The following is a 26,539-nucleotide window of genomic DNA, read 5'->3' on the forward strand; positions in this document are numbered from 1 at the left end:
TAATATTTTAAATAAGGGGGAATTATATTGAAAATTAAATCTAAAAAAATAATGGTATTTGCACTTGTATTAGGGCTTGTAATGCATAGCTGTGTATATGCAGATACAACTAGCAAGAATCAAAATTCGCAGGAAAATATGAATAGCTATATTCAAAATAGAAAATCTCCAAAGGGAGAAAAGTTAATTGGGGAAGATAGATTTGATACAGCTATAAAAATATCTCAAAGTGGATGGAATAATGGTTCAGAAAGGGTTTTTCTAGTAAATTCAAATTCATTACCAGATGCACTAGCTTCAACTCCTTTAGCAAGTAAATTGGATGCTCCAATACTACTTACTAATAAAAATAATGTACCAGAAAATGTAGAAGATGAGATAACAAGACTTAATCCTGAAGAAATTATTTTAATTGGAAGTGAAGGAGCAATCTCATCAAGTGTAAAAAAATATCTTGAAGATACAGGTATTTTAGTAAGTAGAATTGGAGGAGCAGACAGAGAAGAAACTTCTTTGCTTCTTACTAAACAATTGGATGATACAGGAGATTTAGGCGTTTCAAAAATAGCAGTAGTTAATGGATATAATGGTCTAGCAGATGCAACTTCTATATCAAGTCCAGCTGCAAGTGATAATATGGCTATAATATATGCAAGTAAAGATAGTATAAGAAGTGAGGCTAAAAGTTTTATAACACAAAATTCAAATGAGACATACATAATAGGTGGAGAATATAATATAAGCAAAAAACTTGAGGGACAACTAGTAAATTCAGAAAGACTAGCTGGAACAGATAGAAAAGATACAAATGCTAAAGTTTTAGAAAAATTTTATGGAAAATTAAGTAAGGTTAGTAATATGTATTTTGCAAAGGATGGAAGTGGTAGAGAAGCTGATTTAGTTGATGGGCTTGCTGCTGGAGTATTGGCGGCAAAAACAAAGTCACCTGTCATTCTTGCAAGTGGAAGTCTAAGTAATGGACAACAAAGTTTTATAAAGAAAGTAAAAGCAGATAAATTTGTACAAGTTGGTGGAGGAAAAAATAGTAATCCTTACACAGAAGCATTAGGATTACAGTAGTTTTATCAATTAGTAATATTATGTTCAATAATTAGTAATATTATATAATAAAGATAAGTAAACTAAGTTATGTTTAATTAGAAGTTTGAATTGATGTATTTGAAATTCTAATTAAGTTGCAAATAGCTTAGTTTACTTGTTTTTGTGCTAATAGATACTTTACAATACAGTAGGTTATACAGTTTTCTAATGATATAGAAAAGACACCTCAATGTGAAGTGTCTATCTATAATATATTTTTCTTTTCAATTAAATTTACTATATATGTTTTAAGTATTAACCTTTAATGTTTTTCATACATTCTTATGGAATACTACATTTAGTTAATATTGATTATATTTCCAGTATTAATATCGATTAAATTGATATCAAGTTCAAGCTCATCTTCATCATCAGTTTTTATAATATCTATAATTGCTACAGAATGGCTTCCATCTTTGGGGATAGAAGTACTTCCTGGATTTATAACTATTAAATTATCATCCATATATAGTTTCTTTACATGAGTATGTCCTAAAACTAATATGTCAGCACCCATTTTCTTTGATTTATCAATAATTTCTTCTTCTGTTTCTGTATAACCATGATTTAATATAATCCTAATTTCTCCAAATTGGCTCATGACATAAGGACTTTGGATAGGATGTTCTATTACCATCTGGTCGACATCTGCATCACAGTTACCTTTAACAATTATAATATTTTCTAATTTGTTTAACACTTCTATAAATTTTTTAGGATTATATCCTTCTGGAATATCATTTCTAGGACCATGATATAAGACATCTCCTCCATGTAAGAGAATATCACAATCAGATAATACATTTAATGCTTTTTCAAAGTAAAGTAAACTACCATGAGTATCACTCATTATTCCTATTTTCATATTAAAATCCTCCTAAGTGCAGTCTATAAAAATTTTTCAGATACTCTATGCCAAAACTCGTAATTTGACATCCTAAGTAATTTTATTTTTGCATCAGACATGCTAACTTTTATATTTTCGATTTGTCTAAATCTGTGCTCAACACCATCAACAACAATCAACAATGAATCTTCAAATCTGTATTCTGGTGCAATCTTTATAACAGATTCATTTGAACATATTATACTTGATGTAAAACATCTATATGCATTAGTGTTTATTGGATGTAAAGGTGTAATCTGCATAAGTTCAAGTTTTATATCAACAATACTACCGCCAGCAGAATAGTTGTAGGCGGTTGAACCTGTGGAAGTAGAAATAATCATACCATCTCCACTAAAATTTTGTATATGTTTATCATCAAGGCTTAGATTAAGATGTATAGTTCTAGACTTGTCTCCTCTTATAACAACTTCATTTACAGCAAGCATGTTAGAACCGCTAGTAGTTGTATATACTTCAGCATTAAGAAGTGACATTTCTTGAATAATATAATCCTTTTTTATATAAGCTTCAATAAAGCTATCAATCTTATCTGGTAAAATATCAGGAAAAAATCCCAGATGTCCTGTATTTATACCCATTATGGGAATTTCAGGAAAATCGAAATCTCTAACTGTTCTTAAAAAAGAGCCATCACCGCCAATTGATATAATAAGTTCTGTATCTGGATAAATATCTGAATACACCTCAAAGCCAGCATTGACAAGTTTTCTAGTTAAGAGTTCTTTAGTCTCAAGGGACTTATTTAATTGGTTTGCATTTATAGTTATAATTCTTTTCATATATTCACCTCTTCATACTTTGTATTATAACATAGTTTTATAATTCTTAATTTATAAATTTATAAATGACCTAGCTTGTTGTGAATGTGTTAAAATATGTATAGGGGGTATAAAAAATTATATAAGAGGTGAAGACGTGTTTAAGGTAAAGAATATCACAAAAAAATTAGGTAAATTTAAATTAAATAATATAAACTTGGAATTAAAAGAAGGAGATATTATTGGAGTTATAGGACCAAATGGTTCTGGAAAGACAACTTTAATAAAAATTATAATGGGCATTATTGATGCTGATGAGGGTGAAATTGAACTTTGTAATGAAACAATTAACAATTCTCCAGTAAGTTTTAAAAACAATATTGGTTTTGTATATGATTCTTTACAATTTTATCCGCATTTGAAGGTGAAAGAGTTTAGAAGAATAGTATCTTTATTTTATAGTAATTTTGATAGAGAAAGATTTGATGAATATCTTGAAAAATTTGAGATAGAAGAAAATATACATATTAAGAATTTATCCAAAGGACAATCTGAGAAGCTTATGCTAGCAAATGCACTTAGCCATAATGCAAAACTACTTATTCTGGATGAACCAACTGCTGGAATAGACCCAATTGTAAGAAAAGAAATAATGCAGTATCTAAAAGATTTTGTGAAAAATGGAAATAGTAGTGTAATAATTTCAACTCACAATACTGATAATTTAATTAGGATTGCGGATTATCTTATTTTTATAAATAAAGGAAATCAGATTTTTACAATAAAGAAAGATATGTTAGAGCAGGAGTATAAAATAATTAGGGCAAATAAAGCAGAATTAGAAGAAATTAAAGAAAATATAGTTGGTGTAAAAGAGTATAAATATTATAGTGAAGCACTACTGAAAGTTGGAGATAACTTAAAAGTAAAAAGCTTATTGATAGAAATTGATAAGCATAAAGTTAAAAATCCTACTATAGAAGAACTAATGTATTATTATATAAATGAGGTGAAATAATGTTCAATTTGATAAAAAAAGATTTAATAATAGGAATTAGTTCAGATGGTGTTCGTAATTTAAAGTACATATTGCTGTTTTTTGTTTTTTATTTTTTCCTTAACTCAATTTCGTATTATACAGTAAGTGTTGTCATAGGTTATTTAATTTTTGTAAATACATTTGAATGTGATTATGAAAGTGATTCGAGAATATTTATAAGAAGTATGCCAGTTAGTATCGAAGATATAGTGTATTCAAAGTACTTATTAGGTGTGGGATTAATAATTTTTATAACAACAATTGTATCTTTAATAAGTAAATTGACATCATTAGTGTTTTTTAGAAGCATGGTTTTAAATGATGTATTCTTTTCTATAAATATATTTTTAGCAATTTTATCAATAGTACTTCCTTTGTTTTTTAAATTTGGATATGGGAAAATGAAAATTTGTGGATTAATAATAAGTATTTTAATTTATTTTGTATATGGGAGTCTTTTAAGAATGGTTAGTATGATAGTATATCAAGTAAAGCATGTTAATTATAGTAAGGTAGGAGGCGTATACCTTTCAAATTATATTACTGATATGACTAATACTAGATATATAAATCTATACAGTGTGACGTTTTTGACTATAATAATTTTTATAATATCTATGTATTTCTCTATTAAGATTTCAAAAAAAAATAAGTTTAATTATAAAAGTTTTTAATTAATATTATAGCGTAAAATATAAGGAGATTAGAAATGAATAAGTTCATAAAAGTTTCAATTTTTATTTTGGGAGTTTTTACACTATTCATAGCTATAAATAAATTAGCATATAGAGATATGGTAAGTGTCAAAGATTATGAAATAAATCATTTAGAGGAAATTGTTTTTGATTTTGATAGCAGAAGAAGTGAAGAAATTGGTACTGTAATAAGATTCAAAATAAGTAATAACAGTAAATACAGTTATAGGTTAAACAGTGCAAAAATGAGATTTGAGAATTGTATAGAGAGTAAAAAAGGAGAGAATAAATGCTCTTATTATGTAAATATAGATTTGTTTAATGAAAAAAATTCTATAACTGAAAAAACCTTAAACTATGGGATAAAGTCGAATAATCAAGGCTATGTCGATTTTGTGATTCCAAAGGGGTTAAACTTTGATTATAGGTATTTTAATGACTCTGGTATGAGTGTAGAATATAAGGGCGAATTTACTGTGGAAATACCTATCGCAAAAGGTTTATATCTAGTAGTTGGAAAAAATAATGATGTATGGAATTCTAATGTTATGGAGTAATTTGAAAAAATTGAAAAATAAAGTTATTACATATATAATTAAAATAGTATGAAATTTATAAATATTCAGATTGGGAGGGTGTTCAATGTCAATAAGCAATGTAAGAGAGTACTTTAAAGAATTTGGAAGGGAAGATAGCATACTAGAGTTTGAACAATCCAGTGCTACTGTAGAACTTGCGGCAGAAGCGGCGGGAGTTATTCCAGCTAGAATCGCTAAGACTCTTTCATTTAAAATAGGAGAGGATGCAATTTTAATTGTTACAGCTGGAGATGCTAAGATTGATAATAAAAAATACAAGGATGAGTTTAGTTGTAAAGCTAAAATGTTAGCACCAGAAGAAGTTCTAGACTTTACTGGACATGCTATTGGTGGTGTTTGTCCATTTGGTTTAAAAAAGCCTTTAAAAGTATATCTAGATGATTCAATGAAGAGATTTGATACAGTATTTCCTGCATGTGGGAGCAGTAATTCAGCAATAGAACTTACATGTGATGAAATGGAGAAGTTTTCTAAGTGTGAGAAATGGGTAGATGTTTGTAAAAATTGGTAAAAAATATAGTGAAAATTAGTAAAAAAATATCCCTGTATACAATCTGTGTGGGGATATTTTTATGTGGAAAATATTTATAAATCTAAGAGGAAAATCTAATTTAAACTAATAATCCAAAATAAAGTTAAAAAATTCTGATTTTTCTTCAAAATAATAAAAAAATGACAAAAATATGGAAAAAATGTAGTAAATATTGTTAAAAAAATAATTAGAAATTATTGAAAAATTATCCTTTGAGTGATACTATTATAGATGTAAGATATTTAAAAAACAAAAATAATCACAAAAAATATGATTATTTAGCTCTATTAAAATAATTTTGATATGATAGAAAAAATTTATATATGGGTTGAAATACTAATATACAGAACATTTACTATTGATATACCCTAGAATTAATATCATAAACAAATTATTTTATCTATAGCCATTGTGAGAGAAGTCTTATTATAGCTTGAAATTTCACAAAATTCCAAAAAGCGAGATTTTTTTTAAGCGAAGTTGATTTTAAATTAACAATTTATAATTAAATTAATATCATAATCGGTTAATATAATTGCATATAAATATAGGGCGGACTTTAATTAAGGTTATAAATTTCTCGACGTATACTCAAATACTTTATTATAGATGTTGCCGAGATTTTAATTAATAAATGAAAATAAAATATTTATAAAATACTGAGGAGGCTATTATGGATTTAAATTCTAAAAAATATCAGATGCTTAAAGAGTTATATGTAAGCTTCGCTGAAAATGAAGTTAAACCTTTAGCAACAGAACTTGATGAAGAAGAAAGATTTCCTTATGAAACAGTGGAAAAAATGGCAAAAGCAGGAATGATGGGTATACCATATCCAAAAGAATATGGCGGAGAAGGTGGAGACACTGTAGGTTATATAATGGCAGTTGAAGAATTGTCTAGAGTTTGTGGTACTACAGGAGTTATATTATCAGCTCATACATCTCTTGGTTCATGGCCTATATATCAATATGGTAATGAAGAACAAAAACAAAAATTCTTAAGACCATTAGCAAGTGGGGAAAAATTAGGAGCATTTGGTCTTACTGAACCTAATGCTGGTACAGATGCGTCTGGACAACAAACTACTGCTGTTTTAGATGGAGATGAATACATACTTAATGGCTCAAAAATATTTATAACAAATGCAATCGCTGGAGATATATACGTAGTAATGGCAATGACTGATAAAGCTAAAGGTAATAGAGGAATTTCAGCATTTATAGTTGAAAAAGGAACTCCTGGATTTAGCTTTGGTGTTAAAGAAAAGAAAATGGGTATAAGAGGTTCAGCTACTAGTGAATTAATATTTGAAGACTGTAGAATACCTAAAGAAAATTTACTTGGAAAAGAAGGCCAAGGATTTAAGATAGCAATGTCTACTCTTGATGGTGGTAGAATTGGTATCGCAGCACAAGCTTTAGGTTTAGCACAAGGTGCTCTTGATGAAACAGTTAAATATGTAAAAGAAAGAGTACAATTTGGTAGACCATTATCAAAATTCCAAAATACACAATTCCAATTAGCTGATATGGAAGTTAGAATACAAGCGGCTAGACATCTTGTATATCAAGCAGCTATAAATAAAGACTTAGGAAAACCTTATGGAGTAGAAGCAGCAATGGCAAAATTATTTGCAGCAGAAACAGCTATGGAAGTTACTACAAAAGCTGTACAACTTCATGGTGGATATGGATACACTCGTGATTATCCAGTAGAAAGAATGATGAGAGATGCTAAGATAACTGAAATATATGAAGGAACTAGTGAAGTTCAAAGAATGGTTATTTCAGGAAAATTATTAAAATAGAGATATTAAAATATACACAATAGGTCGATATTAAAATAGATATGGAGGAAGGATTTATGAAGATAGTCGTTTGTATAAAACAAGTTCCAGATACAACAGAAGTTAAACTAGATCCTAATACAGGTACTTTAATTAGAGATGGAGTACCAAGTATAATAAACCCTGATGATAAAGCAGGTTTAGAAGAAGCTATAAGATTAAAAGAAGAAATGGGAGCTCATGTAACTGTAATAACAATGGGACCTCCTCAAGCAGATATGGCTTTAAAAGAAGCTTTAGCAATGGGTGCAGATAGAGGAATATTATTAACAGACAGAGCTTTTGCAGGTGCTGATACTTGGGCAACTTCATCAGCATTAGCAGGAGCATTAAAAAATATAGATTTTGATATTATAATAGCTGGAAGACAAGCTATAGATGGTGATACTGCACAAGTTGGACCTCAAATAGCTGAACATTTAAAACTTCCATCAATAACATATGCTGAAGAAATAAAAACTGAAGGCGAATATGTGTTAGTAAAAAGACAATTTGAAGATTGTTGTCATGACTTAAAAGTTAAAATGCCATGCCTTATAACAACTCTTAAAGATATGAACACACCAAGATACATGAAAGTTGGAAGAATATATGATGCTTTCGAAAATGATGTAGTAGAAACATGGACTGTAAAAGATATAGAAGTTGACCCTTCTAACTTAGGTCTTAAAGGTTCTCCAACTAGTGTATTTAAATCATTTACAAAATCAGTTAAACCAGCTGGAACAATATACAATGAAGATGCAAAAACATCAGCTGGAATTGTAATAGATAAATTAAAAGAGAAGTATATCATATAATTTAAGGGGGGATAAAGAATGGGTAACGTTTTAGTAGTAATAGAACAAAGAGAAAATGTAATTCAAACTGTTTCTTTAGAATTATTAGGAAAGGCAACAGAAATAGCCAAAGATTATGATACAAAAGTTTCTGCATTACTTTTAGGTAGTAAGGTAGAAGATTTAATAGATACATTAGCACATTATGGAGCTGATGAAGTAATAGTAGTAGATGATGAAGCTTTAGCAGTGTATACAACTGAACCATATACAAAAGCTGCATATGAAGCAATAAAAGCAGCTGACCCAATAGTTGTATTATTTGGTGCAACTTCAATAGGTAGAGACTTAGCACCTAGAGTATCTGCTAGAGTACATACAGGACTTACTGCTGACTGCACAGGACTTGCAGTAGCTGAAGATACAAAATTATTATTAATGACAAGACCTGCTTTTGGTGGAAATATAATGGCAACAATAGTTTGTAAAGATTTCAGACCTCAAATGTCTACAGTTAGACCAGGAGTTATGAAGAAAAATGAAGTTGATGAAACTAGAGAAGCTGTAATTAATCGTTTTAAAGTAGAATTTACTGAAGCTGATAAATTAGTTCAAGTTGTAGAAATAATAAAAGAAGCTAAAAAACAAGTTAAAATAGAAGATGCTAAAATATTAGTTTCTGCTGGACGTGGAATGGGCGGAAAAGAAAATTTAGACATACTTTATGAATTAGCTGAAATTATAGGTGGAGAAGTTTCTGGTTCTCGTGCAACTATAGATGCAGGATGGTTAGATAAAGCAAGACAAGTAGGTCAAACTGGTAAAACTGTAAGACCAGACCTTTATATAGCATGTGGTATATCTGGAGCAATACAACATATAGCTGGTATGGAAGATGCTGAGTTTATAGTTGCTATAAACAAAAACCCAGAAGCTCCAATATTTAAATATGCTGATGTTGGTATAGTTGGAGATGTTCACAAAGTACTTCCAGAACTTATAAGTCAATTAAGTGTTGCAAAAGAAAAAGGTGAAGTTTTAGCTAACTAATTTCTTGGGGAGGGTATTATGAGTACAAGCGATGTTAAAGTTTATGAGAATATAGCTGTTGAAGTAAATGAAAATATATGTACAGTGAAAATGAATAGACCTAAAGCCCTTAATGCAATCAATTCAAAAACTTTAGAAGAACTTTATGAAGTATTTGCAGATATTAACAATGATGAAACTATCGATGTAGTAATATTGACAGGGGAAGGAAAAGCATTTGTAGCTGGAGCAGATATTGCATATATGAAAGATTTAGATGCTGTAGCTGCTAAAGACTTTAGCCTTCTAGGAGCTAAAGCTTTTAGAGAAATAGAAGATAGTAAAAAAGTAATAATAGCAGCTGTAAATGGATTTGCTTTAGGTGGAGGATGCGAACTAGCAATGACTTGTGATATAAGAATTGCATCTGCTAAAGCTAAATTTGGGCAACCAGAAGTAACTCTTGGAATAACTCCAGGATATGGAGGAACTCAAAGACTTACAAGACTGGTTGGACTGGCAAAAGCAAAAGAATTAATTTTTACAGGTCAAGTTATAAAAGCTGATGAAGCTGAAAAAATAGGGCTAGTAAATAGAGTTGTCGAGCCAGAAGTTTTAATGGAAGAAGTTGAAAAACTAGCTAAAACAATAGCCAAAAATGCTCAACTTGCAGTTAGATACTCTAAAGAAGCTATACAACTTGGTGCTCAAACTGATATAGATACTGGAATAGATATAGAATCTAATTTCTTTGGACTTTGTTTTTCAACTAAAGACCAGAAAGAAGGAATGTCAGCTTTTGTTGAAAAAAGAGAAGCTAACTTTATAAAAGGGTAAACAAATCTAATTAAAAATATATTTTCTGTTAACTAGATTGAATAAATACTTTAATCTAGTTAACAGAATATAAATACTAAAATAACAGGAGGTTATAACTATGAAATTAGCTGTAATAGGTAGTGGAACTATGGGAAGTGGTATTGTACAAACTTTTGCAAGTTGTGGTCATGATGTATGTTTAAAGAGTAGAACTCAAGGTGCTATAGATAAATGCTTAGGATTATTAGATAAAAATTTAACTAAATTAGTTACTAAGGGAAAAATGGATGAAGCTACAAAATCAGAAATATTAAGTCATGTTAGTTCAACTACTAACTATGAAGATTTAAAAGACATGGACTTAATAATAGAAGCATCTGTAGAAGATATGAACATAAAGAAAGATGTTTTTAAATTATTAGATGAGTTATGTAAAGACGATACTATTTTAGCAACAAATACTTCATCATTATCTATAACAGAAATAGCTTCTTCTACTAATAGAGCAGATAAAGTTATAGGAATGCATTTCTTCAATCCAGTTCCTATGATGAAATTAGTTGAAGTTATAAGCGGTCAATTAACATCAAAAGTTACTTTTGATACAGTATTTGAATTATCTAAGAGTATCAATAAAGTACCAGTAGATGTATCTGAATCTCCTGGATTTGTAGTAAATAGAATACTTATACCTATGATAAATGAAGCTGTTGGTATATATGCAGATGGTGTTGCAAGTAAAGAAGAAATAGATGAAGCTATGAAACTAGGTGCAAACCATCCAATGGGACCTTTAGCATTAGGGGATTTAATAGGATTAGATGTTGTTTTAGCTATAATGAACGTTCTATATACTGAATTTGGAGATACTAAATATAGACCTCATCCACTTTTAGCTAAAATGGTTAGAGCTAATCAATTAGGAAGAAAAACTAAAATAGGATTCTATGATTATAATAAATAAGAACTTAAATCTAAAAAATTTAACTGATATTGTCTAAAAAAAAACAATCTCAAAAATCTGATAAAAATCTAATTTAATGGGGGTAATGAATATGAGAGAAGTAGTAATTGCCAGTGCAGCTAGAACAGCAGTAGGAAGTTTTGGAGGAGCATTTAAATCAGTTTCAGCAGTAGAATTAGGGGTAACAGCAGCTAAAGAAGCTATAAAAAGAGCTAATATAACTCCAGATATGATAGATGAATCACTTCTAGGAGGAGTACTTACAGCAGGTCTTGGTCAAAATGTAGCAAGACAAATAGCATTAGGTGCAGGAATACCAGTAGAGAAACCAGCTATGACTATAAATATAGTTTGTGGTTCTGGATTAAGATCTGTTTCAATGGCATCTCAACTTATAGCATTAGGGGACGCTGATATAATGCTAGTTGGTGGAGCTGAAAACATGAGTATGTCTCCTTATTTAGTACCAAGTGCTAGATATGGTGCAAGAATGGGTGATACTGCTTTTGTTGATTCAATGATAAAAGATGGATTATCAGATATATTTAATAACTATCACATGGGTATAACTGCTGAAAATATAGCAGAACAATGGAATATAACTAGAGAAGAACAAGATGCATTAGCTCTTGCAAGTCAAAATAAAGCTGAAAAAGCTCAAGCTGAAGGAAAATTTGACGAAGAAATAGTTCCAGTGGTTATAAAAGGAAGAAAAGGTGACACTGTAGTAGACAAAGATGAATATATTAAAGCTGGTACTACAATAGAAAAACTTGCTAAATTAAGACCTGCATTTAAAAAAGATGGAACAGTTACTGCTGGTAATGCATCAGGAATTAATGATGGTGCTGCTATGTTAGTAGTAATGGCTAAAGAAAAAGCTGAAGAACTAGGAATAGAACCTCTTGCAACTATAGTTTCTTATGGAACAGCTGGTGTTGACCCTACAATAATGGGATATGGACCAGTTCCAGCAACGAAAAAAGCTTTAGCAGCTGCTAATATGACTATTGAAGATATAGATTTAGTTGAGGCTAATGAAGCATTTGCTGCTCAATCTATAGCGGTAGTAAAAGATTTAAACATAGATATGGCTAAAGTTAATGTCAATGGTGGAGCAATAGCTATAGGACATCCAATAGGATGCTCAGGAGCAAGAATACTTACTACACTTTTATATGAAATGAAGAGAAGAGATGCTAAAACTGGTTTAGCTACACTTTGTATAGGTGGTGGAATGGGAACTACTTTAATAGTTAAAAGATAGTTTTAGATTATAATTTTTAAAAATTAAACATTTAACCAGGAATTTAACCTGTAAGAGTAACTATTTGTTATTCTTACAGGTTTTTATGGTTAAAAAATAACTATTATCTATTAAACAAAAATAGTGTAAAATATATAATATCATGATTTTGAAGATATAAAAGAAAGTAGGTAAAAGTTTGTTTAAAAAAGAAAATCAAAAATATAATCTTATATCATATACAAATGAAGAAGAAATGACTCTAAAAGAAGTTTTGCTGGACAAGCTAAATTTTTCGGTGAGGTCATTGTCAAAGATGAAAAGAGAAAAAAGTGTATTAGTAAATGGTGTATATAAAAAACCAAGTTTAAAAGTGTCGTGTGGTGATTTAATAGAGGTAAAAATAGAAGAAGAAAAAGCAAATTTTGAGCCACAAGATTTAAATTTACAAATAATATATGATGATTTTGATATAATTATGGTAAATAAGCCACCATTTATGGTAGTTCATCCAACTAAAAGTCACTATGATAATACAATAGCAAATGGTATTAGTTATTATATAGAGAAGCATAAAGAAAATGTAAAAATACGATTTGTGAATAGACTTGATATGAACACTTCAGGGCTTGTTATAGTAGCAAAAAATGCTTATGCACATCATACTTTGTCTACATCAATGAGTGAAAATAAAGTTGAAAAAACATATATAACAGTAGTGAATGGGATTATAGATGAAGATGAGGGAACTATAAATGAACCAATTTATAGACCTGAAGAGGATTCAATAAAGAGAGTAATAGATGAAAGAGGACAAGCATCTGTTACCCATTATAAAGTAGTAGAAAGATTAAAAAATGCAACCATGCTAGAAGTAAAGCTAGAAACTGGTAGAACACACCAAATAAGGGTGCATATGGCTTATATAGGTCATGGAATAATAGGTGATGAGTTATATGGTTATATAGATGAAAACCTTATAAATAGGCAAGCTCTTCATGCATATAGCTTAGAGTTTGAACAACCAAGAACAAAAGAAATTTTAAAATTTAAAACAGATATACCGAAGGATATGCAAGAGTTAATATCGAAATTAAGATAGATGGGGTGATATATATGATAATACATAAATTTATAATACATGTTTTGGATAAAAATAGTGATGTTCCAATATTAAATGATTTTGAAGGTAAAGTTAATCAAGAAGTAGATGGATTTTTTCAAAAAGCAATAAAGAGAATTTCAAAGGATGAAGATTTAAGAAAAGGTATCTTTAAAGATTATAATGACAATTTAATCAAAAATTGTTGTGAACAAATAATATACGATGAGAGTTCATTTTTAAAAAATTCTAAAGAAATAGCATCTTATCTGTTTGAGGTCATGAAGATTAATGCGGCATTAGAATCTTGTGATTTGGCAGTTTGCTTGTATACTGTAAAAGATGAGAAGAGTGTTGCTATATTGAAATTAGATTATAAAAAACTGTATACTCATTCAATTGAGTTTGTAGATGATAAATTTAATATTCAAATGGTATCAAATGAAATTGGAATTCCAGAAACTATAAGACAAAAGCAAGGGGCTTTAATTGGATTAAGTGGAATGAATGATGAGTTTCATCTAAGACTCTTAGACAAAGATGCAGAAAAAGAGGGTTCAGAATCAAAGTTTGTAACAGAATTTTTGAATGCTAAAAAAATAGATGATGATAAGTATAAGACAAAAGTATTTAAAAATACAGCCGAAAATTGGATAACTAATGCTCTTAGCAATGATATAAAGCAAGCAGAAGATGTAAGAAGTATATTAAATTATACATTAAAAGAAAAACATGAAATTGATATAAATGATTTTGTTGATAATTCAATTAAGGATGAAGAATTAAAAGGTAGTTTTAAAGAGCACATGGAAGAAAAAGGTCTTGATGAAGGTTTTAGCATAGATAAAAAATGGGTTGAGAAAAAGCTCAAAAAGAGAAGTATAAAAACTGATAATGGCTTTGATATAAAAGGTAACCTAACTGATTTTGAGGACCCAATGAAATATACTGTAAAGCAAAATCAAGATGGAACTATAGATATAGTAATAAAGAATGTAACATTTTATGAAGAAAAGTAATCTTAATTTGAGTAATTTATATAATTAGATATAAATTAAATTAGAATAAATGTATAGTTAATATAATTATAAATAAATGTAGACTAGTCTGTGTAAACTTCTAATAGAAATATTAAATAGAAGTAGACACAGACTATTTATATTTGTAGAAAAGATGATATTATTTATTTTCTTCGATATATTTACATATATCACCAATACATTTAAAGTTTTCAGCTTCCTCATCTGGTATTTCTATACCAAATTCATCTTCAAGAGCCATTATAATCTCAACAGCATCTAATGAATCAGCTTCTAAATCTTCCATTAAAGATGCTTCCATAGTTATTTCATCTAAATTATCTAACCCTAATTGTTCTGCTATTATTTCTTTTATTTTTTCAAACATTTTAAGCCTCCTACAGCAGTTTTAATTAATTTTAATGTTAGTTTAATATAATATCAAAAATTTTTCAATATGGAATTAGTAAAAAGTAATAAAATTTTATAAAGGTAGTAATAAAGTCTTATCTGATGAATAAACTTTATTGATAACAAATATAACTTAGGAGGAAATGCTATGAAATATGTAGGCTTATTACTAACATCTGTAGGAATATTTTTACTTATAGCAGTAAATTTTTATTATAATTCAATAACTTTAGATATGCAACGAATAGAGGACTATGTAATGGAAACAAATTTAATTCTTGAAGATGTAGCAGAGAAGGAAGGCTATGTATCTAATGAAAAGGACGATTATATATCAAGATTAATGCATGTAAAGAAAGGGATAGAAAATTCAAAAACATCCTTCTTGATAGAAAGATATAAAGAATACAAAGTAAAATCAATAGAAAGTTTAATTTACACTATATCAGAAGAAAAAAAGGATTATTTAGATGAAGTTGATAGATACAATAAATTGGGAGAAAAAGAAATAAATAAATTAATTAATAAAAACTTTTTAGAAGTAACTTATCTGTCTATTACTACATATATTTAATTAAAGAGACAAAAGTTAGTCTCTTAATGATTCAAGGAGGATTAGTTATGACAAAATTAGAAGACAATATGGAACGTTTCTTTGGAGGATGCGAAGGATTTTTTGGTAATAAAATGTTGATAATAATAGTTATAGTATTCTTATTATTATGTACAGACATTTTAGAAGACTTATTATGCGATGACAATATATGGATATGGGTTATATTGATAGTATTGTTGTTATTTAACTTCGATGATGGTTGTTGTTGCTAAAAAATATTGATTATTAAATAGGCAGAACCAGTAACTTATACAAGTTATGGTTTTGCCTTTTTTAGTTAAGATAAAAAAATTAAAAAAATAATAAAAATACATTAGCAAAATGGAAACCAAATGCATAGTATATGTTAGGAGCGAAAAGCTCAACAAAATATCAACAGGAGGTAACGTGGAATGTTAGATAGATTCTTTGGAGAAGATGGATGTTTTGGTGGAGGAGGATGGTGGATAATCGTACTATTCTTCCTATTCTTAGCTTTTGGAGATAGCTGGGCAGAATTTGACATAATGGCATGGATTCCATTCTTAATAGTTTTATTAATACTTTGCTGCTGTAGTGGATGCTTAGATTAAGGGTAACAGTTATTAAAAAAGGAGGGTTTTATTATGTTAGATAGATTTTTTGGAAACGATGGATGTTTTGGTGGGGGAGGATGGTGGATAATCGTATTATTCTTCCTATTCTTAGCTTTTGAAGATTGTTGGAGAGATATCGATATAATGTCATGGATACCATTCTTAATACTATTATTAATAACTTGTTCATGTGGTGGATTCTTTGATGGTGATGACGGTTGTGGCTGCTAAAACTAAACCGTTAAAGTGAAAAAATGCTGGTATATTTTATACCAGCATTTTTTTTATTTTATTTTTTAATATAATTTAAATTAAGAATGAATATTATTAAAATTGTTGAATATAGGGTATAATATAAAATATAATGTATTTAAATGTACTTGCTTTTATGGTAAAATAAGAACTTATATAAATATAGTTAAAATAAGAACCTGTATAAATTTGGTTCAGATTTAGATAAATTTAGCAAAATTAGGAGGATGAAAATGAAAAGTAATATAACGATAAAAGATGTTGCTAAACAAGCAGGCGTGTCAATATCTACAGTATCTAGAGTTATAAATGATTCAAAACCTGTGACTGATGAAGTCAAACAAAAAGTTTTAGATGTTATAAAAGAAACTGGATATATACCAAATCCACTTGCAAGAAGCTTAGTAACTAAGAAGAGTCAATTAATAGGGGTAATAGTTCCAGAAGTTTCAGATTCTTTTGTTAATGAGGTATTGAATGGAATAGAAGAAGTTGCTAAAATGTATGATTATGATATTCTTTTAGCTAATACATACTCTGATAAAGAACAAGAATTAAAGAGTATAAATCTATTAAGAGCAAAACAAGTTGAAGGTATAGTTATGATTTCATGGGTAGTTGAACAAGAACATATCAACTATATACAAAATTGTGGTATACCAGCAACGTATATAAGTAAAACTGCTAGAAATTATGATATATACACAGTAAGCACTAGTAATAAAGAAGCTACTTTTGATATGACAGAACATCTTATAAAGAAAGGTCATGAAAAGATAGCTTTTATAATGACAAGTAAAGATGATACTGTTTTAGAGATGGAAAGACTTTCAGGCTACGAAAAAGCACTTTCAAGTAATAATATAGAGTTGGACAAGAGTTTAATCAAATATGGTGGAACTGATTATGAAAGTGGATACAATAGTATGAAAGAATTATTGGATGAAGGAATAATACCTCATGCAGCTTTTGTTACGGGTGATGAGGCTGCTATAGGAGCTATAAACGCTATCTGTGATGCTGGATATAAGGTTCCAGAAGACATATCAGTTGCAGGATTTAATGATGTTAAGATAGCTAAAATGTATAGGCCTAAACTTACTACAGTTTATCAGCCTTTATATGATATGGGAGCAGTGGCGATAAGAATGGTTATTAAATTAATAAATAAAGAATTAATTGAAAATAAGAAAATAGAATTACCTTATCAAATTATTGATAGAGAAAGTGTTATAGAGAGAAAGAAATAAAGTTATTAAAGTTAATCAGGTAGTGTTTAAAACACTACCTGATTTTTAATTTAAATAATATGAAATTTAAAATATTTTAATTAAAAATAATAGTTTTAAGTCTTAAAAGTAGTTTATTTTTGTTTATTCGTGAGGATTGGATTTTTTAGTTTTCTTAAATATACTTTTAGATTTTTTCTGTTGATTATTTGGTGTATTTTTTGGTGCAGGTGTATTTGATTTACCTTTAGTAGGTTGTTTAGTCTTTTTAGTTTTAGTAGTTTTAGCAGGTTTAGTATCTCTTTGAGTCTCTGCATCTGATATTTTATCCATTATAGTATCTAATTTTTTACGTTGATTGTCATCTAAAAATGCTTTGAATTTTGATACTACTTCCTCTCTTCCATCTAGGTTTTTACCTATTTTTATAAGTTCCTCCATAAGTTCACTTTCTGATTTTCCTTTGTAATTATCAGCAATCTTTTCTATCTTATCCTTGTCAATATTTTTTTGCTTAGCCATCTTTTCTAATGAATCTGTATCTATTTTTTTCATAAAAAAACCCCTTTCTATAAATATATATTGAATTATATTCATACTATTTATATATAGAAATAATATTGAAGTGGTGAATTGTGAGTGATATATAATATAAATAAAAATTCTTATAGATAATATATATGCACTGAGCTTTAAAAATGGAACATTAAAATATGAAAAACATACTTTAATATAGGGCAATTATATAATATAAGGGGGAATTGTCTTGAATAATTTACTATTTTTGATTGGAGTGATTGCATTGAGTAATGGTAATATCTCTATATTTGATGATAAAGATAAATCAAAGAAAAATAATAGAGTTAGAAAAAACAAAAAAAATTCAAATGAGAAATTATCAAAAGCTATACATGAAACTTTAAGGTTTGATGCAAATGATATAAAAAGAGGTCTAAGACTTATGGATTTGAGTGAAGAAGACCTAGAAATGGGAATGGAAATAATAACAAGAACTAAAAAATACATGTCAAGAGATGAAAGGAAAATACTAGTAAAAATAGAAAGTGTTTTAGACCTAGTTAGAGGCATAAAGAAACTCAACAATATAGATGTGGTAGATGTTGAAGAGGAAACAGATTTTTTTAGAAAAATGGATAGTGAAGACAAAAAAAATATGATGATAAAAGAAATTATAGATGTATTTCCAGAAAAGAGAAAAAATTCTGTTGAAAAGGCTATAGGAATGAAAAAAAAGATAGATTTATTTGCAGAATTGTTTTTACCTGATGATTTTGGAGAAGGTGGATTTAGTTTAAGTTCTTTGGCAAATATAAATAATCTAGGTAGTATGAATAATCTTAAATTGCTAGGAACTCTTTTAAGAGGTGATGATAGCAATAATGATGATGAGGATGAATATGAAGATAATGAAGATAATAATGAAGAATTTGAAGATGAAGAGTCAACATATGAAGATAATGAATTAGATTATGAAGATGAGATAGATGATAATGAAGAAGAATTAATGGAAGATGAAGAAACAGACTATGAAGATGAAGATAATGATGAAAATATAGTGTATGATGAAGAATTGTATGATGTTAATGAACACAAGCATGAACATAATCATAATGAAAAAAATACTAGAAGTAAAGCTAAGAGAAAGTGATAATTAACTAAATACATAAAGAGAAAAGGCAGAAAAAGTAATATTAGAATAAGATTATCTCAATTACTATATAAAACCACTTTAAAAAATTCGAAATTTATTATATAATAATAATATGAAATCCTGAAACATACGATAAGGCTTTTTTAAATTCAACCTACAAATGAAATACGGGAGACCGTGTCTAGTAAATTATAACATGCCTGTTTAGTTTGGACGTTAAAGGTTACTGGCAAGTCACCCACCTGGGAGTGCCTAGGGTGTGAATTTACTTAGCCACCGGTGTTTCGGGACAAAAAAAGTGCTACTATTTTAAATAGTAGTACTTTTTTTTATTAAAATGCATTTTTCTACCAAATATACTTAATTATATATAAACTTAAAAAGCAAAAGTAACAAATGATATTATAAGTGCATAGTATTAATTAGGCTATAAAAAGCCGAAGACTTAATAAGAATCGCTTACAGGGAGGGCAATGAAAAATGCAAGATTACAAAAAAAATAAAAAAAGAATGCTAAATCAGCCAATGTCTACAATGAATGAAGAAGAAGTGTATACAGATGAGATAAATTCAGATGATATGAGAGGATTCAAAAAATCACATCATCATAATGGATGTAACAATGATAATAATTGTGATTGTCATGATGATTGTAAACCATGCAATCCATGTAAACCTAATCCATGTGATCCATGTAATCCATGTAAACCTAATCCATGTGATGACAATTGTGGATGCCATGATAATTGCAAATGTGATTGTGAACCATGTCAAATGGATTCAGATGAATGTTTTGAAAACAAATGTGGACCAAACTGCTGTAATCCTATATCTCCAAGAAACTTTTCTATAGCAAATGCAGTTCCATTTGCAATAGAAGCTAATAGAATTTTTGATACTATGCAATTCCAAACATTTACAGATGCAACTGGACCAAATGGAGAACCATTAACTTTTGAAACAGAAGTAGTAGAAGTATTTGGTTCAGTTCCAAGTGCAGGCAGAGCAAGTGTAACTATAGACAAAATATGCTTAAGTAATGATGGAATAGTTATTGACACAGGAATGACAACTTTAGAAGATTTTGAATTGGAACCATTAGGAGATATAATAGGAAGAAACTGTGAAACAACTTTTGAATATGCAGTATGTGGAGAAAGAAACGCTGAATGTTGTAGACAAGGAAAAGGCAAATCAGTAGCTTATAAACAAAGAGGATTAACTGTAGCAGTTCGTAATCTAGTATTAGAACTAAGAGGTAGATGTGGATGTACAGAATTCGTTGCATTAGCTTTCCCAGCAGTCAGAGCAGGAGGTGGATGTAAGAGAAGAGTTGATTTTGTAGAATTTACTTTTAACACACTTTCAGCACCAATATGCTTGCCAGCTGATGGAAGAGCTGTCACTTTAAGACAAGAGTTCCAAACTAATTTAACAGTTGATTGTATAGGAAAATCTATATTAAAATTAGAATGTAGAGAAGGTTGTGATCCTTTCTTTGAATTAATCATACCAAATGATATAGATTTAGTACTTTGCTTACAAGAAACAGTTAGCACATTAATAAGTGAACAAATAGTAGTTTTAGCATCACCAAACCCAATCCAACCAAGACTTGTTGATACTTTCTCTAAAGTATGTGATTTTTCGCAATGTGGACCTAATCAAGGAAATGAAAATTCAGGTTGCCACAGATAGATAGGTAGATATATAGACAGTTTAAATTATAAATAAAAATCATTTAAGGAAGGCTACCAATAGTAGACGATTTACATTGGTAGCCTTCACGTTATTTATAACTAATGTATAGATTTTATAGATTTAAAAAGTACTATAGTATGTAATAAACAAGTAAATATTGATACTATTGTCATTGTGTATATGTATGCATAAATATTAAGCCCTGGAATAGGAAGAAATACATATAGAGCTACTAGCTGAATTAACATACCAGTGATAGTATTTATACTTGAAGCTAATTCTTTTCTTATTGAATGTAAAATACCAGATAGCGTTTGATTTAGTGACATAAATAGTGGTACTAAAAACATAGCTTTTAAATATTCTCCAGCAAGTTTATTTTTAAATACTAATATACATAAATCTTTTCCAAAGAAATAAAAAAACACTGATGATAGCATACCTACAAATAAAGTTAGGAGTATAGAATACTTTATTTTTTTTAGGACACTTTTACGTTTTCTTAAAGCAATTTCTTGTGATATAGTAGGTATCAAATTTACAATAAGTGCTGAGCCAACAGTAAATGGTAAAAATATAAATGGCATTACCATTCCACTGACGACACCGTACATACTTAATGATTGTTGATAAGTCATTCCTGATAATGCTAATCTTGATGGTATCATCATAGAACTAATAGATTGTAAAAGTATGTTTGACATTCTATTGCAAGTTATGGGTATAGACATTTTTAATGTTTCCATAGAAGAATTATAAAAATCCTTTATACTTATAATATATTTATTGTCAAATGAAGAATCTCGACATAGACATATGAGCATAAATATGATATTACTCAATTCACCAATAGATATACCTAAAAGAGCAATATAACAGTTCATAGACTTATCATTTACATACATAACGAGTAAAAAAACAAATAGAATTTTACCCATCTGTTCAATAATTTGTCCAATAGCAGGGACTTTTACGTTCTTTATGCCATAGTAATACCCCCTAAGTACATTTGAAAGTGTTATTATAACTATAGCAGGACAAACTGCGAGTATAAATAAATTCAATTTAGGGTCTTTTAGAAACTTAAGTGATAAAAAAGAACTATTGAAAGATGCAATTATAGATATAATTAATGCTACAAAAAATGATATGTATAAAGTTGATATAAATAAAGCATTAGTATTGTGTTTATCGTTTAAAGCTTTTCTTTTTGCAACTAGGCAACTAAGTGCAGTAGGTATTCCAGTTGTTGTAACAGCTAAGCAAATCATTAAAAAGTTAAAAATCATATGATAAATACCTAAACCTGTTTCGCCCAAAGCTCTTGATAAGAATATTTTATATAAAAATCCAAATATTCTTACGACAAAGTTAGACATAAATAAAATAACTGTTGATAGTACTAAATAAGGTACTTTCAAAAAAATCACCTCCTTATCTTTTAAATATATTCATAAGGAGGTGTAAAAATTTATAATTTTATAAATTCTGGCTTCATTTTATTAAATTTAGATACATACTTAAATCCCATCTTTTTTAGCAATGAATATATGTAATCAAACTCGTATGCAATTTGACTTACATGATGTGAATCTGAGCCTGTAGTTATGATTTCTCCTCCTAAATCTTTATACATCTGAAGGATATATCTAGATGGAGTTAAATCTGGAAGGTTGTATCTGTAGCAAGATGTGTTTATTTCAATACCTTTACCATCATAGATGGCTTGTTTAAGAGTTTCTTCAATTATATCTGAAAATAGTCTATCATCTAAGATAGTATCATAAGGTGCATATCTTTTAATTAAATCTAAATGCCCTAAAACAGAGTAATCCTTATAGTTTTTAACAATATTATACAAATAAAGGTAGTAATTCTCATAGACCTCATGTTGAGTCTTACCTTCAAAATAGCTACCAAGGTATAAATCCATTGTATCTATAGCATGAATAGAACATATTATAAAATCTAATGGATATTGATGAGCTTCTTTTCTATATGTATCTATTAATTGAGTTTGAACTCCAAATTCAATCCCTTTTTTTATTGATATTTTATCTTTATATCTATTTTTAAGAGTTTCTAGACTTTTAAAATAATCTTCGTAGACAATTGAAAAAGAATCATCAGCATAAACATCATAATCGACATGGTCTGTGAAACAAATTTCATTTATACCAAGGTCTATAGATTTTTTTATCATTTCTTCCATTGTAGATTTTCCATCAGTAGAGAAACTTGAGTGCATGTGATAGTCGTAAAACATAAATATTTCCCCTTTTTATAAAAATTTTGGTATTATATATACATACTAAATAATATCAAATATATACTAAAGCATCAACAAAATATAAAAACAATAAGCGGTGATAAATGTGGAAAAATACAAAATAGATTTAAGTGAAAGGAAGTCAACTAAATATATACAAATATTTAATCATATAAAGCAGTTAATAATAAACAAAGAACTAGTTGAGCATGAAAAACTTCCACCAATAAGAAAGTTATCAGATTATTTACATGTAAATAATACTACTATAGTCAAAGTATATGAGCTTTTAGAAAATGAAGGATATGTATATAAAATTATAGGAAGTGGAACTTTTGTATCAAATTCAAATTCTTATAAAAATGGTATAGATAAAGGGAAAAACAAGAATATTAGACAAAGAGATGATTTAATTCATTTCGATAATGGAAATCCATCTAATGATATGTTTCCTATAGATTCATTTAAAAATGCTGTAAATATGGCACTATCTAAAGATGGAAGTTCAATATTTGATTATGATGAAGGTCTAGGCTCTGAGGAATTAAGAGAAAAGATGGTAGAGTATTTAAGTGATGAAAATATAAATACTACTAAAGAAAATATTCAAATAATCTCAGGAGCACAGCAAGGTATAGATATAGTTTGTAAAGGTCTTATAAGTTATTCTGATGTTGTTTTTATGGAAGAGCCCTCTTATAATGGGGCAATTGAAGTATTTAAAAGTAGAGGTGCAAAAATAATATCTATACCTATGTTAGATGATGGAATTGATATAGGTATTTTAAAATTAAAATTGGAAAAAATAAAACCAAGGCTTATATATATTATGCCTAATTTTCAAAACCCAACAGGTATATCTTATTCAACATATAAAAAAAAGAAGCTAATAGAATTGGCAGAAGAACATGATTTTTATATAATTGAAGATGATTTTATAAGTGATTTTATATTTGACTCAAAAGACAATAGAACAGTCAGAAGTTATGATGATAAAAATAGAGTAGTATATATAAAGAGTTTTTCAAAAATACTTATGCCAGGTTTAAGAATAGGGATTGTAGAAATGCCAAACGAATTATTAAAAAAAGTTTTATGGGCTAAATATTCATCAGACATATCAACCCCAGGTCTTATTCAAAAATCAATGTACTACTACATGGAGAATTTTAATTGGAAGAATTATTTGAGTCATATAGAGAAAATATATACTGATAAATACAAGTTAGCAAAAAGCTTGATTAATGATAAATTGAGTGGTAAATTAAAAGTTAGAAAATCTTGTGGAGGGATAAACTTTTTTTTAGAATTGCCAAGAGGATATACATCTCAAAGTTTTACAAGTTTTATGTTAAATAAAGGAGTATCCATGCTTCCAGGGACTTATTTTTTTGATAATCTAGTGGATGATAGATTTTTTAGAATAAATATAGCTCGTCCAAGTATGGAAGAATTAGAAAAGGGAATATCTATAATAAGCGATAATATAGATGAGTTTTTCTGTGAATATAAAAATAAATTAGATATAAAAAGTAATAAATTATTTTATTAATAAATAGAAGTTTTTTAGGAGGAAAAAATGTTTGACAAGAAGAAATTAGATAGGATTAATGAATTAGCAAAGAAAAATAAAGAGGGAGCTCTTTCTGATGATGAAATCAAAGAAAGAGAGACTTTAAGAAAGGAATATTTAGAAAATTTTAGAGCTCATTTTAAATCAAGACTTGACAGTGTTAAAGTAGTCTCACCAGAGGAATATGAACAATATATGAAAAATAATAAAAATTAAAACTTAATAGGAGGAAAACATGGACTTAAAGCATGAATTTAAGAATGCATGGGAAATTGAAAAAAAAGAAAATGCTATTGAACAGGTTATGGAATATGCTCGCAATTATATGGATTTTTTAAGTAAATCAAAAACTGAAAGACTTTCAGTAAAAGAAATTATAAAATTGGCTAAAGAAAATGGTTATATTTCAATAGATGAAGCTATGGAAAAGGGAAGTGTGAGTCATGGGGACAAGATTTATGCTATAAATAAAGAAAAAGCAGTAGCACTTTTTGTGATAGGTAAAAATTATATAGAAAAAGGTATGAAGATTATAGGTAGTCATATAGATTCGCCAAGATTAGATTTAAAACCAAACCCATTGTATCAAGAAGCTAATCTAGGTTTTTTTAAGACTCACTACTATGGAGGAATTAAAAAATATCAATGGACAGCTATTCCTCTTGCTTTACATGGAGTAGTTATATTAAATGATGGTACAAAAGTGGATGTATCTATTGGTGAAGAAGACAGTGACCCAGTATTTTGTGTAACTGACCTATTGGTTCATTTAGCTGGAGACCAAATGCAAAAGAAATTGTCAGAAGGAATCAGTGGTGAAGCCTTAAATGTATTGATTGGAAATATGCCTTTGGATGGCGAAGAAAAAGAACCTATAACAGCAAATATATTAAAAATTTTAAATGAAAAATATAGTATAGTTGAAGAAGATTTATTAAGTGCTGAGATTGAAGTAGTTCCAGCTGGGAAGGCAAGAGATTTGGGATTTGATAGGTCAATGGTATTAGGATATGGCCATGATGATAGAGTATGTTCATATGCTGCTGTAAAAGCTATATTAGAGACTAGACAACCAGAATTTACTTCAGTTACATTATGTGTGGACAAAGAAGAAGTTGGCTCCCAAGGAAATACAGGTATGCATTCAAAGTTTTTTGAAAATACTGTAGCTGAGTTAATAGCTTTAGAAGGCGATTACTGTGATATTAAAGTAAGAAGAGCTTTAGCAAATAGTAAAGTATTATCAGCTGATGTTGCAGCTGGATATGACCCAAATTTTGGTGAGGCATATGAAAAAAGAAATTCTGCATATATGGGAAATGGAATAGTTTTAAATAAGTATACTGGTTCGAGAGGTAAGAGTGGATGTAATGATGCCAATGCTGAGTTTATATCAGAAGTAAAAAGAATTTTTAATGAGGGTAATGTAGTATGGCAAACTGCTGAACTTGGGAAAGTGGACCAAGGTGGAGGAGGCACAATAGCCTACATCCTAGCAAATCAAGGCGCAGAGGTTATAGACTGTGGTGTTGGTGTTTTAAATATGCATGCACCACATGAGATTGTTTCTAAAGTAGATATATATGAAATGTACAAAGGATATAAGGCGTTTTTTAATATAAACTTATAAATTTAATATACAATAATATAAGTAATAAGTAATAAGTAATAAGTAATAAGTAAATAGAGTAGTATTATACTATGCTCATTAATTAAATGAACATAGTATAAATACTACTCTATTTATTTTATTAATTCAGTAGTTTATAATTTAAATTTGAGTTCCATGTATTAAAATTA

Annotated in this window: 29 protein-coding genes and 1 other RNA gene; 24 read left to right on the forward strand and 6 right to left on the reverse strand. The window is 28.6% G+C overall.

Features of this window, described 5'->3' with window-relative positions; translation table 11 throughout:
- Positions 1-27: 27 nt before the first annotated feature.
- Positions 28-1,080 carry a cell wall-binding repeat-containing protein gene (locus KGF48_RS05430; RefSeq protein WP_227839102.1) on the forward strand — a complete coding sequence of 351 codons (1,053 nt, stop codon included), beginning with the start codon at positions 28-30 and terminating at the stop codon, positions 1,078-1,080.
- Positions 1,081-1,399: 319 nt separating this feature from the next.
- Here KGF48_RS05430 and yfcE read toward each other — a convergent pair whose 3' ends face one another.
- Both yfcE and KGF48_RS05440 read right to left on the reverse strand, forming a co-directional pair.
- Positions 1,400-1,966, reverse strand: a complete 567-nt coding sequence (yfcE, locus tag KGF48_RS05435; protein WP_227434011.1) for a phosphodiesterase — start codon at positions 1,964-1,966, stop codon at positions 1,400-1,402.
- A 23-nt stretch (positions 1,967-1,989) separates the two neighbouring features.
- Positions 1,990-2,790 carry an NAD(+)/NADH kinase gene (locus KGF48_RS05440; RefSeq protein ID WP_227434012.1) on the reverse strand — a complete coding sequence of 267 codons (801 nt, stop codon included), beginning with the start codon at positions 2,788-2,790 and terminating at the stop codon, positions 1,990-1,992.
- Between the two features lie 136 nt (positions 2,791-2,926).
- Here KGF48_RS05440 and KGF48_RS05445 point away from each other — a divergent pair, with 136 nt between their 5' ends.
- The 12 genes from KGF48_RS05445 (at position 2,927) to KGF48_RS05500 (ending at position 14,441) form a co-directional block, all read left to right on the forward strand.
- A complete protein-coding gene (locus KGF48_RS05445; RefSeq protein WP_227839101.1) occupies positions 2,927-3,787 on the forward strand; it encodes an ABC transporter ATP-binding protein in 861 nt (286 codons plus the stop codon).
- Complete coding sequence (locus tag KGF48_RS05450; protein ID WP_227839100.1) at positions 3,787-4,482, forward strand: ABC-2 transporter permease; 696 nt, start codon at positions 3,787-3,789, stop codon at positions 4,480-4,482. The genes KGF48_RS05445 and KGF48_RS05450 overlap by 1 nt, the downstream gene beginning before the upstream one ends.
- A gap of 35 nt (positions 4,483-4,517) precedes the next feature.
- Positions 4,518-5,060: a hypothetical protein gene (locus tag KGF48_RS05455; protein WP_227827014.1), complete on the forward strand. Its 543-nt coding sequence runs from the start codon at positions 4,518-4,520 to the stop codon at positions 5,058-5,060.
- Between the two features lie 85 nt (positions 5,061-5,145).
- On the forward strand, positions 5,146-5,613 hold the full coding sequence (locus KGF48_RS05460) for a YbaK/EbsC family protein (RefSeq protein WP_227827015.1): 468 nt from the start codon (positions 5,146-5,148) through the stop codon (positions 5,611-5,613).
- Between the two features lie 694 nt (positions 5,614-6,307).
- Entirely contained in the window at positions 6,308-7,444 is a 1,137-nt protein-coding gene (locus KGF48_RS05465; protein WP_227827016.1) for an acyl-CoA dehydrogenase, read from the forward strand.
- 56 nt (positions 7,445-7,500) lie between these two features.
- A complete protein-coding gene (locus tag KGF48_RS05470; RefSeq protein WP_227827017.1) occupies positions 7,501-8,283 on the forward strand; it encodes an electron transfer flavoprotein subunit beta/FixA family protein in 783 nt (260 codons plus the stop codon).
- 18 nt (positions 8,284-8,301) lie between these two features.
- Positions 8,302-9,312 carry an electron transfer flavoprotein subunit alpha/FixB family protein gene (locus KGF48_RS05475; protein ID WP_227827018.1) on the forward strand — a complete coding sequence of 337 codons (1,011 nt, stop codon included), beginning with the start codon at positions 8,302-8,304 and terminating at the stop codon, positions 9,310-9,312.
- 18 nt (positions 9,313-9,330) lie between these two features.
- Positions 9,331-10,128 carry an enoyl-CoA hydratase-related protein gene (locus KGF48_RS05480; protein ID WP_227839098.1) on the forward strand — a complete coding sequence of 266 codons (798 nt, stop codon included), beginning with the start codon at positions 9,331-9,333 and terminating at the stop codon, positions 10,126-10,128.
- Positions 10,129-10,228: 100 nt separating this feature from the next.
- A complete protein-coding gene (locus tag KGF48_RS05485; RefSeq protein ID WP_227827020.1) occupies positions 10,229-11,074 on the forward strand; it encodes a 3-hydroxybutyryl-CoA dehydrogenase in 846 nt (281 codons plus the stop codon).
- Between the two features lie 91 nt (positions 11,075-11,165).
- Positions 11,166-12,341, forward strand: a complete 1,176-nt coding sequence (locus KGF48_RS05490; RefSeq protein ID WP_227839097.1) for an acetyl-CoA C-acetyltransferase — start codon at positions 11,166-11,168, stop codon at positions 12,339-12,341.
- Between the two features lie 178 nt (positions 12,342-12,519).
- Positions 12,520-13,422, forward strand: coding sequence for an RluA family pseudouridine synthase (locus KGF48_RS05495; protein ID WP_227839096.1), 903 nt, complete (start codon positions 12,520-12,522; stop codon positions 13,420-13,422).
- 14 nt (positions 13,423-13,436) lie between these two features.
- Complete coding sequence (locus KGF48_RS05500; RefSeq protein WP_227827023.1) at positions 13,437-14,441, forward strand: nucleoid-associated protein; 1,005 nt, start codon at positions 13,437-13,439, stop codon at positions 14,439-14,441.
- Between the two features lie 160 nt (positions 14,442-14,601).
- Here KGF48_RS05500 and acpP read toward each other — a convergent pair whose 3' ends face one another.
- On the reverse strand, positions 14,602-14,829 hold the full coding sequence (gene acpP, locus KGF48_RS05505; RefSeq protein WP_227434025.1) for an acyl carrier protein: 228 nt from the start codon (positions 14,827-14,829) through the stop codon (positions 14,602-14,604).
- Between the two features lie 171 nt (positions 14,830-15,000).
- Here acpP and KGF48_RS05510 point away from each other — a divergent pair, with 171 nt between their 5' ends.
- The 5 genes from KGF48_RS05510 to ccpA all read left to right on the forward strand — a co-directional run bounded on the left by KGF48_RS05510 (position 15,001) and on the right by ccpA (position 17,545).
- Positions 15,001-15,426 (forward strand): hypothetical protein, encoded by a 426-nt coding sequence (locus KGF48_RS05510; protein WP_227839095.1) that lies wholly within the window; start codon positions 15,001-15,003, stop codon positions 15,424-15,426.
- Positions 15,427-15,473: 47 nt separating this feature from the next.
- The gene (locus KGF48_RS05515; RefSeq protein WP_009888870.1) at positions 15,474-15,680 is read left to right on the forward strand and encodes a hypothetical protein; all 207 of its coding nucleotides are present in this window, start codon (positions 15,474-15,476) and stop codon (positions 15,678-15,680) included.
- Between the two features lie 180 nt (positions 15,681-15,860).
- A complete protein-coding gene (locus tag KGF48_RS05520) occupies positions 15,861-16,040 on the forward strand; it encodes a hypothetical protein (protein ID WP_227827025.1) in 180 nt (59 codons plus the stop codon).
- A gap of 33 nt (positions 16,041-16,073) precedes the next feature.
- A complete protein-coding gene (locus KGF48_RS05525; protein ID WP_227839094.1) occupies positions 16,074-16,274 on the forward strand; it encodes a hypothetical protein in 201 nt (66 codons plus the stop codon).
- Positions 16,275-16,522: 248 nt separating this feature from the next.
- A complete protein-coding gene (ccpA, locus tag KGF48_RS05530; protein WP_413894785.1) occupies positions 16,523-17,545 on the forward strand; it encodes a LacI family transcriptional regulator CcpA in 1,023 nt (340 codons plus the stop codon).
- 123 nt (positions 17,546-17,668) lie between these two features.
- Here ccpA and KGF48_RS05535 read toward each other — a convergent pair whose 3' ends face one another.
- Positions 17,669-18,079, reverse strand: coding sequence for a hypothetical protein (locus tag KGF48_RS05535; RefSeq protein ID WP_227827028.1), 411 nt, complete (start codon positions 18,077-18,079; stop codon positions 17,669-17,671).
- A 211-nt stretch (positions 18,080-18,290) separates the two neighbouring features.
- Here KGF48_RS05535 and KGF48_RS05540 point away from each other — a divergent pair, with 211 nt between their 5' ends.
- From KGF48_RS05540 to KGF48_RS05550, 3 genes are all read left to right on the forward strand, one after another.
- Positions 18,291-19,193 carry a hypothetical protein gene (locus tag KGF48_RS05540; protein ID WP_227839092.1) on the forward strand — a complete coding sequence of 301 codons (903 nt, stop codon included), beginning with the start codon at positions 18,291-18,293 and terminating at the stop codon, positions 19,191-19,193.
- 117 nt (positions 19,194-19,310) lie between these two features.
- Positions 19,311-19,491: non-coding RNA, 6S RNA (gene ssrS, locus KGF48_RS05545), on the forward strand.
- 185 nt (positions 19,492-19,676) lie between these two features.
- The gene (locus KGF48_RS05550; protein ID WP_227839091.1) at positions 19,677-20,894 is read left to right on the forward strand and encodes a hypothetical protein; all 1,218 of its coding nucleotides are present in this window, start codon (positions 19,677-19,679) and stop codon (positions 20,892-20,894) included.
- Between the two features lie 101 nt (positions 20,895-20,995).
- Here KGF48_RS05550 and KGF48_RS05555 read toward each other — a convergent pair whose 3' ends face one another.
- Positions 20,996-22,318, reverse strand: coding sequence for a polysaccharide biosynthesis protein (locus tag KGF48_RS05555; protein WP_227839090.1), 1,323 nt, complete (start codon positions 22,316-22,318; stop codon positions 20,996-20,998).
- A gap of 50 nt (positions 22,319-22,368) precedes the next feature.
- Positions 22,369-23,163, reverse strand: coding sequence for a histidinol-phosphatase HisJ family protein (locus KGF48_RS05560; RefSeq protein ID WP_227827032.1), 795 nt, complete (start codon positions 23,161-23,163; stop codon positions 22,369-22,371).
- Between the two features lie 109 nt (positions 23,164-23,272).
- Between KGF48_RS05560 and KGF48_RS05565 the strand changes: the two genes are divergently transcribed.
- The 3 genes from KGF48_RS05565 to KGF48_RS05575 are packed head-to-tail and all read left to right on the forward strand — an operon-like array spanning position 23,273 to position 26,369.
- Entirely contained in the window at positions 23,273-24,718 is a 1,446-nt protein-coding gene (locus tag KGF48_RS05565) for a PLP-dependent aminotransferase family protein (protein ID WP_227839089.1), read from the forward strand.
- A gap of 27 nt (positions 24,719-24,745) precedes the next feature.
- The gene (locus KGF48_RS05570) at positions 24,746-24,955 is read left to right on the forward strand and encodes a DUF896 domain-containing protein (RefSeq protein ID WP_227827034.1); all 210 of its coding nucleotides are present in this window, start codon (positions 24,746-24,748) and stop codon (positions 24,953-24,955) included.
- Between the two features lie 19 nt (positions 24,956-24,974).
- Positions 24,975-26,369, forward strand: coding sequence for an aminopeptidase (locus tag KGF48_RS05575; RefSeq protein WP_227827035.1), 1,395 nt, complete (start codon positions 24,975-24,977; stop codon positions 26,367-26,369).
- The last annotated feature ends 170 nt before the right edge of the window (positions 26,370-26,539 follow it).

The sequence above is a fragment of the Clostridioides sp. ZZV15-6388 genome (assembly GCF_020657755.1).
Lineage (GTDB): Bacteria > Bacillota > Clostridia > Peptostreptococcales > Peptostreptococcaceae > Clostridioides.

Excerpts from the sequence above, each read along its gene's own strand:
- yfcE (WP_227434011.1), bottom strand. The coding sequence starts at position 1,966 with ATGAAAATAGGAATAATGAGTGATACTCATGGTAGTTTACTTTACTTT.
- KGF48_RS05440 (WP_227434012.1), bottom strand. The coding sequence starts at position 2,790 with ATGAAAAGAATTATAACTATAAATGCAAACCAATTAAATAAGTCCCTT.
- KGF48_RS05450 (WP_227839100.1), top strand. The coding sequence starts at position 3,787 with ATGTTCAATTTGATAAAAAAAGATTTAATAATAGGAATTAGTTCAGAT.
- KGF48_RS05455 (WP_227827014.1), top strand. The coding sequence starts at position 4,518 with ATGAATAAGTTCATAAAAGTTTCAATTTTTATTTTGGGAGTTTTTACA.
- KGF48_RS05460 (WP_227827015.1), top strand. The coding sequence starts at position 5,146 with ATGTCAATAAGCAATGTAAGAGAGTACTTTAAAGAATTTGGAAGGGAA.
- KGF48_RS05465 (WP_227827016.1), top strand. The coding sequence starts at position 6,308 with ATGGATTTAAATTCTAAAAAATATCAGATGCTTAAAGAGTTATATGTA.
- KGF48_RS05470 (WP_227827017.1), top strand. The coding sequence starts at position 7,501 with ATGAAGATAGTCGTTTGTATAAAACAAGTTCCAGATACAACAGAAGTT.
- KGF48_RS05475 (WP_227827018.1), top strand. The coding sequence starts at position 8,302 with ATGGGTAACGTTTTAGTAGTAATAGAACAAAGAGAAAATGTAATTCAA.
- KGF48_RS05480 (WP_227839098.1), top strand. The coding sequence starts at position 9,331 with ATGAGTACAAGCGATGTTAAAGTTTATGAGAATATAGCTGTTGAAGTA.
- KGF48_RS05485 (WP_227827020.1), top strand. The coding sequence starts at position 10,229 with ATGAAATTAGCTGTAATAGGTAGTGGAACTATGGGAAGTGGTATTGTA.
- KGF48_RS05490 (WP_227839097.1), top strand. The coding sequence starts at position 11,166 with ATGAGAGAAGTAGTAATTGCCAGTGCAGCTAGAACAGCAGTAGGAAGT.
- KGF48_RS05500 (WP_227827023.1), top strand. The coding sequence starts at position 13,437 with ATGATAATACATAAATTTATAATACATGTTTTGGATAAAAATAGTGAT.
- acpP (WP_227434025.1), bottom strand. The coding sequence starts at position 14,829 with ATGTTTGAAAAAATAAAAGAAATAATAGCAGAACAATTAGGGTTAGAT.
- KGF48_RS05510 (WP_227839095.1), top strand. The coding sequence starts at position 15,001 with ATGAAATATGTAGGCTTATTACTAACATCTGTAGGAATATTTTTACTT.
- KGF48_RS05515 (WP_009888870.1), top strand. The coding sequence starts at position 15,474 with ATGACAAAATTAGAAGACAATATGGAACGTTTCTTTGGAGGATGCGAA.
- KGF48_RS05520 (WP_227827025.1), top strand. The coding sequence starts at position 15,861 with ATGTTAGATAGATTCTTTGGAGAAGATGGATGTTTTGGTGGAGGAGGA.
- KGF48_RS05525 (WP_227839094.1), top strand. The coding sequence starts at position 16,074 with ATGTTAGATAGATTTTTTGGAAACGATGGATGTTTTGGTGGGGGAGGA.
- ccpA (WP_413894785.1), top strand. The coding sequence starts at position 16,523 with ATGAAAATGAAAAGTAATATAACGATAAAAGATGTTGCTAAACAAGCA.
- KGF48_RS05535 (WP_227827028.1), bottom strand. The coding sequence starts at position 18,079 with ATGAAAAAAATAGATACAGATTCATTAGAAAAGATGGCTAAGCAAAAA.
- KGF48_RS05550 (WP_227839091.1), top strand. The coding sequence starts at position 19,677 with ATGCAAGATTACAAAAAAAATAAAAAAAGAATGCTAAATCAGCCAATG.
- KGF48_RS05560 (WP_227827032.1), bottom strand. The coding sequence starts at position 23,163 with ATGTTTTACGACTATCACATGCACTCAAGTTTCTCTACTGATGGAAAA.
- KGF48_RS05570 (WP_227827034.1), top strand. The coding sequence starts at position 24,746 with ATGTTTGACAAGAAGAAATTAGATAGGATTAATGAATTAGCAAAGAAA.
- KGF48_RS05575 (WP_227827035.1), top strand. The coding sequence starts at position 24,975 with ATGGACTTAAAGCATGAATTTAAGAATGCATGGGAAATTGAAAAAAAA.